This window comes from Neobacillus drentensis (genome assembly GCF_036962765.1).
In the GTDB taxonomy this organism is placed as follows: Bacteria; Bacillota; Bacilli; order Bacillales; family Cytobacillaceae; genus Neobacillus; species Neobacillus drentensis_C.
The window spans coordinates 1-6,552 of record NZ_JBALOS010000282.1 but is presented as its reverse complement, the minus strand read 5'-3'; the positions used below and the strand labels follow the sequence as shown (position 1 = coordinate 6,552).

Sequence of the window (6,552 nt, the reverse complement as noted above, 5' to 3'; positions counted from 1 at the left end):
TTCGAAGCTTAGGTTCTTGTGTATCCCACTGATGTTCCAAATTATCAGCGCCTTTTTTTGCTGAAGAAACGTCGTTTTTATTTACAGCGTTTTGCATATCATTTTCAATTTTAACAAAATCGTTTAATTGACCTGCTAATGTAGCTTGCTCTGCAGCACCTTGTGATGCAATATTATTACTGCGCCAGTTATAACCACCTATCCCAACAACTAAGAAAATTACGAGTACAACAATTGTTTGTGTTAGCACATGTTTCTTATTTGCATTTCTTTGGTTTGTTTCTGCTATATCACTTTTAGCATTTGTATCAATTTTTGAAACGGCAAGGAAAACGATGATCGCTAAAATAGCGATAAGAAAAATCACACTCGTAACGGTTGTCCCGAGTCCTAATCCGCCATTTACTTTTGATTGAGATAGGTAATCTCCAATTGACACTCCAAGCGGACGAGTTAAAATATACGCAATCCAGAAAGCTAATACTCCGTCAAGTTTCAAAAATTTATAAGCTAAGAACACAAGAGCAATAATAATAACAACGCCTATTCCTGTGTTAAGATAACCAAAACCAAGTTGTTCGGAATATAAATCGCCGACCGCTGTTCCTAGTGCAAAGGTGAAAAGGATTGTAAGCCAGTAGAAAACCTCTCTTTTTCTAGTAAAAATCGAGTGGATCGATAGTGTTTTTTCACTAAGATACCATAATAGAAAAGTCAGTCCAAGTAGCACCGAGAAAACAGCTGTGCTAACCTCAAGTGGTACGCCCATATTATCTGTCAAGTTATCCGTTACCAATGTTCCAAATACGCTTATAAGAACAACTGTTACCCAGTAAATCGCTGGAACATATTTGCTTGCTTTAAATTGAAAAAACAATGAAATAAAAAATGCAACTCCCATAATAATGGTAGTAAGAGTTAAACCAAGTCCAATGTTGAAATTGATGAAATCAGCAAATGTTTCACCAACAGTTGTACACAAAATTTTGATGATCCAAAAGAAAATCGTCACTTGTGGCACTTTGTTAAGTAAAATTTTCATTTTATTTTGGTTTTCTTGCATATATAATTTCCTTTCTTTAAAGTGGTTCCCCACAACTTAATTTTATTTCTCTCTCTAAATAAGGATACCCATCCAAATTTTATCATTTAGGAAGTCCGCGCAGTTTCTCCCACAATGGTTGCCATAATCTTGACGATTTCAAAAAATATGGTGACTTGTGATTCTTTGCTTATCATTTAACGATCTGAAGGTTGACTATTTCAGTTTGTTCAGAAAATGCTAAGTTTTCTTAAAAAGGAACTCATCTCCATTTCGGAAGTAGTCATTGTTTCCATCGCTTATGTTCATTTGAGATGATGTTAGTCTCTACTTCTCTACTATAATAGAAATTGGGGGGCTATTTATTAAAAACTTATTAAAATTAACTTAAGTGTCTATTAAGTATAAGCTGCATTTTCTTAATGTACTTACGGTCCAGGAGTGTTGAAGAAGGGAAAGTAATTTTTCATACTGGGAGGAGGAAAGGATGAGAAGGGATTACGTGAAGTTATTTTACCAAAAAGGGGAAATATTAAGGTTTTCAAGTCTATCCCAATTTCATTGTTGATGGTATCTCAATATTTTCCTTATATTATCCATTAATGAGGTTTTACAATATTGTAAAACCTCATTAAATTCCTATCGAAAAGTTTGTGAACAAATACACTTATAGTAAAGGGGTGCTTTTGTTTAAGATCTAGGCTGTCATTTTGGTAGCCTTTTTCTTCTTCAACTAACGGAGCAGGAGTTGAAGAAGGAATAATTAATTTCTATATCGAATGCATTAAAAATAAGAAAATGTTGTTATAACCAATAGAAGATTATATAAATAGAAGGCAATTAGGATGCGTAGGGGGAGAATATGGAATCTAAGCTAATTATCATACGAGGAAACTCTGGGAGTGGAAAAACAACGACTGCGAAAAGTCTTCAAAATCATTTGGGTCATGGAACGCTCTTGGTTTCTCAGGATACCGTTCGCCGTGAAATGTTGAAGGTTCACGATAGAGAAGGGAACCTTTCAATTGATTTGATTCGCCAAATCGCAGAATACGGTAAAGATAAATGTGAATTTGTTATTGTGGAAGGAATCTTGTATAAAAATCGTTATGGTGAAATGCTGAATAACTTAATCCAGTTCTTTAACCAAAAGACATATACTTATTATTTTGATTTATCCTTTGAGGAAACAGTCATACGTCACAACTCTAGTCCGAAAAAGATGGAATTCGGAGAAGATTCTTTACGTGCCTGGTGGAACCCAAACGATTATCTTGGCGTAGATGAAGAAACAATACTGACTAATGATATGTCACAGAACGACATATTGAAACTGATTTTTAATCAACTGCAAAAGTAATTATTTCGATTGTTTGAAATACTAATGTTCTTCAACTATAGGGTGCAAGAGTTAAAGATCCAGCTGATAAACTAGCTGGTTTTTCTTATTCCACAAACGTTAGCAGTTTAGTTTGATAAGAAGAAGATATTTTCCCTCTGCCGAAAACATATTTAAGCATTACTTTAAATAGGATTTATGGCTTATTCTTTATTCTATAATCTTTAGCAGATTAGAGGCTTGCGTATACAACGAGCTAAATTTATGATGTAAATGAAAATGAGGTCCAAATGAAGGTGTATGTAGATATTCCATATAAATTACGAGGCATTGGTAAGTCATTAGTACCGAACCATAGCTTTCTACTGTTACAATGAGAGAATGAAAGAATATAACTGTATGTAGAAAGGAGTTCCAAATGAAGATGATTGATGAGTACTTCGAAACAGCAATGGAAGCCTGGAGTATGATGCAAAAGACTTCTGGTGATGAAGGGGCAGAATGGGCAGAAAGATTTGAACGCTACTTTTATGAATTTATCGATGAATTGAAGAAATGGTGGGCAACTCTTCATCCAAAGCCAACAAATATAGATGAGGCTGAGGAGCTACCTGAAATAAAAAAGTGGATGGAGCAAATCCCTGCTCCTGTACAACTAAATTTTCTTACAGAATTAGAGGATATTTTGGATGGATTTGATACAGAACGTTTCGATTAAGAAGTAGGTATGGTGGAAATGTGTTGTGGTACTACCATGAAAGTATAAAACAGTGAAAATCTAAAAATGACAATACTAAAGTAGACCCAGCAATTTAAATTTTTAAAACTAAGCCATAAATTAAACCTCATGTCGCCAATATCAATATGACCACAAAAACCCTACTTTCATTCTCTGTGGTGCATCGACGATTTTTCCGCTGTATGGATGGCTAACGGGTGCTTTTGTTTGATAACAACTTAAATATTGTAGTGGTAAATCATACTATGTTGTTGTAAATAAGTCATTTAGAGGGCTTATAAAAGTAAAAAGGTACAACACTATATCTTAGTGATGTACCTTTTATATATTGTCTGACATTCTATGAAAGTCCTTTGTTTATTCAGTAAGACTTACTTTTTTTCACTTTTAATAAAAACGTCTAAGGGACTTTTCACTGTTTAATATATGAAAAAATGGAGCCGCACTATACGACATCCTCAATATTTAGAAAACGATCCGCCCACTTTTGAAAAAATTTTTCTTCATGAGAAACGAGTAAGACACTGCCTCTAAACTGAACGATTGCATTTTGTAAAGCTTCTTTTGTTTCTGCATCTAAATGATTGGTTGGTTCATCCAAGATGAGGAAATCGCAAGACTTAAGAAGGAGCAGGCATAATTTCACCTTTGATTGTTCACCACCACTTAGTGTCCCAATTGCTTGTGAAGTATGAGTATCCTTCACTCCACATTGAGCCAACCGACTTCGAATTTCCTTCACATTCAATTTTGGGTGAAAATCTGAGATAATTTGGATAGGTGTTTTTGTGCCATCTTCCCATGTTAAATCTTGCTCGAAATAACCAATCTTTACTGATTCCGAAAACCGAAAACTACCTGCTACGGCCGAAATACGTTGAACCAGTGTTTTTAGCAATGTGGATTTTCCGATTCCATTAAAGCCTGTTATCACAAGCTTTTCCCCTCCTAAAACAGAGAAATTTAATTTGGGCAAAAGGGGTTTACCATAACCAACCTCAAGGTCATGTACCTTAAGAGCGATCTGTGCGGAAAGTGGAACATCCTGAAAGATAAAAGTCGGCTTAGTAGTAAAGGTTGGTGGAGCCATTCGTTCCATCCGCTCGAGCTGCTTCCGGCGTCCTTGAGCCATCTTGCTATTTACTCCAGCAATATTTCTTCGAATATATTCCTCCGTTTTTTCAATCTTTTTTTGTTGAGCATCATATTGACGAATATAATCCGCTCGCAAATGCTCTTTTTGACGAAGAAAATCTGAGTATTTCCCTGCATACTTTTTGATCGCTCCAAACTCGATATCACAGATGCAAGATGATATTTTTTCAAGAAAATCGATATCATGAGAAACAACTATATAAGCACCATCGAATCCGGTTAAATAGCTTGCTAACCAGTCCACATGTTCCTTATCGAGAAAATTTGTTGGCTCATCCAACAATAATACATGGGGCTTTTCAAGCAATAGCTTTCCAAGAATCACTTTCGCTCTCTGGCCGCCGCTCAACTCCTGAATGGGGCGATCAATGCCAATTGCATTAATTCCTAAGCCATAAACGACTTTATCGATGAGGATTTCAATTGAATAAAATTCACTCGCTTCAAGCTTCTCCTGATAGTTTGCTGCTTGGTCCATGAGATCATAATTACCTGTAATCGCCATTTCTTGATAGTTATCATTCAGTTTTTTTTCTAGTTCAAATAAATGGGCAAATGCTGTTTTCAAATAATCAATAATTGTTTTGGTTCCACTGATTTCCACATATTGGTCAAGATGGCCAATCCGAATATCCCTTTGCCATTTAATCATTCCGTTATCCGGAATGATTTCTCCCATCAATATTTTTATTAGGGTACTTTTTCCGGCCCCATTTTGTCCTACAATTCCCATATGTTCACCTTTGTATAAATCAAAACTTGCTTTATCATATAGAATTTTGTCTATAAAACTGTGGGTTAGATTTCTGACTTCAAGTAAACTCATCATAATTCCTCTTTTCCTAAAAATAAAAAAAGCAAAGAGAAAGCGTCACAAAAGACGCTAGCTCTTTGCTTTGGTGGTTTTGCTGCATTGATAGATCCAACAAATACTATTTCAATGTGGTGAAAGCTTATTGAAATATCCAAAACAAAGGGCCAGAGACAAAGCATTGTCTCTGGCCCTTTAATCAATTATTCATCGGTAAATAGTCATACGCAAATAAGCATAGTAATACTACACTTTTTTTAGCAAGCTATTTGCCGATGAATAGAGGAAGCAATAGGCTTCCTGATTAAGCTCCGCACAATGCTTCATCGTATACATTTGCACGGAGCTAAGTTTTCTAATAAAAATTCTATGCTGGGTATTCATCATTGAAAGGACCTTCTTTACCATTTATGTTATTATTGCATCACGAGAATATACTCAGAAATGATGACCCCTGCATGATGTTTCAATCGCTTATAGAGTTAAACCACCATCTACAAGTGCAATTGAACCAGTCATATAGCTTGCTTTATCTGATGCTAAGAAAGCCACCATTTCAGCAAGTTCATTCGGATCAGCATAACGACCCATTCTCATATTTGAAATCTCGTCTGGAACGTAACCGCTTTTTTCAAACTGCTCAGCAACACTAGCAGTTAAGGCTGTTTGAACACCGCCAGGGCAAAGCGCATTAATTCGGATTCCTTTTTTAGCATATTCTAATGCAGCACCTTTCGTTAAACCGATAACTGCATGTTTGCTGGCAGAATAAATAGCTACACTATGCTCAGGACGAATTCCTGCAGTAGAAGCCGTATTAATAATCGATCCGCTTCCTTGCTCTTCCATGACTTTTAGGACATATTTCAATCCAAGGAATACTCCTTTTACATTGATGGACATGACTCGGTCAAATTCGGTTTCTTCAACTGTAGTAAAAGGTGCGAACTTTTGAATAACACCTGCATTATTGAAAAATATATCAATGCGGCCATATGTTTCGACTGCTTTATTAACATAGTTTTGCACATCTTCACTTTTCGATACATCGGCCTGAACGAAGATGCCTTCTCCACCTTGCTCTTTCACAAGCTTTAATGTTTTTTCCCCTGTTTCTTTATTAAAATCAACTAAGACAACGGTTGCTCCGTTGCTAGCAAGTTTCAAACTGCTTGCTCTTCCTATGCCACTTCCTGCACCAGTGATAACGGCAATTTTATTTGCTAATTCCATGTTCATTTCCCCTTTGTTTAAGATTTCTTACATCCCCTATTTTATTGCTGATTAAGAATGAATTATTGTATTATTCTACGGAAAATAGTATTTTCTTATTGTAAAATATAAACAGTGTAACCGATTTAAAAAACGGATGGAGTAGATGAAATAGATGGAAATATCCATGGAGGAGTTACAATATATATGCCAGCTTATTTCGGAAGTTCATGGAATACCTGTTTATTATGTCA

General features: G+C 35.7%; 4 protein-coding genes and 1 pseudogene. 2 read left to right on the top strand and 3 right to left on the bottom strand.

What is annotated here, in order from left to right; translation table 11 throughout:
- Positions 1 to 301: 301 nt before the first annotated feature.
- Positions 302 to 1,063 (bottom strand): annotated as a pseudogene (locus V7137_RS26875) (COG4705 family protein); the annotation flags it as partial.
- Between the two features lie 841 nt (positions 1,064 to 1,904).
- On the opposite strand from V7137_RS26875, the gene V7137_RS26870 reads away from it, so the two are divergent.
- Positions 1,905 to 2,402 (top strand): kinase, encoded by a 498-nt coding sequence (locus tag V7137_RS26870; protein ID WP_335700909.1) that lies wholly within the window; start codon positions 1,905 to 1,907, stop codon positions 2,400 to 2,402.
- 397 nt (positions 2,403 to 2,799) lie between these two features.
- On the top strand, positions 2,800 to 3,099 hold the full coding sequence (locus tag V7137_RS26865) for a hypothetical protein (protein WP_335700908.1): 300 nt from the start codon (positions 2,800 to 2,802) through the stop codon (positions 3,097 to 3,099).
- Positions 3,100 to 3,565: 466 nt separating this feature from the next.
- Here V7137_RS26865 and V7137_RS26860 read toward each other — a convergent pair whose 3' ends face one another.
- Both V7137_RS26860 and V7137_RS26855 read right to left on the bottom strand, forming a co-directional pair.
- Entirely contained in the window at positions 3,566 to 5,101 is a 1,536-nt protein-coding gene (locus V7137_RS26860; RefSeq protein ID WP_335700907.1) for an ABC-F family ATP-binding cassette domain-containing protein, read from the bottom strand.
- 459 nt (positions 5,102 to 5,560) lie between these two features.
- The gene (locus V7137_RS26855; RefSeq protein WP_335700906.1) at positions 5,561 to 6,319 is read right to left on the bottom strand and encodes an SDR family NAD(P)-dependent oxidoreductase; all 759 of its coding nucleotides are present in this window, start codon (positions 6,317 to 6,319) and stop codon (positions 5,561 to 5,563) included.
- Positions 6,320 to 6,552: the final 233 nt, after the last annotated feature.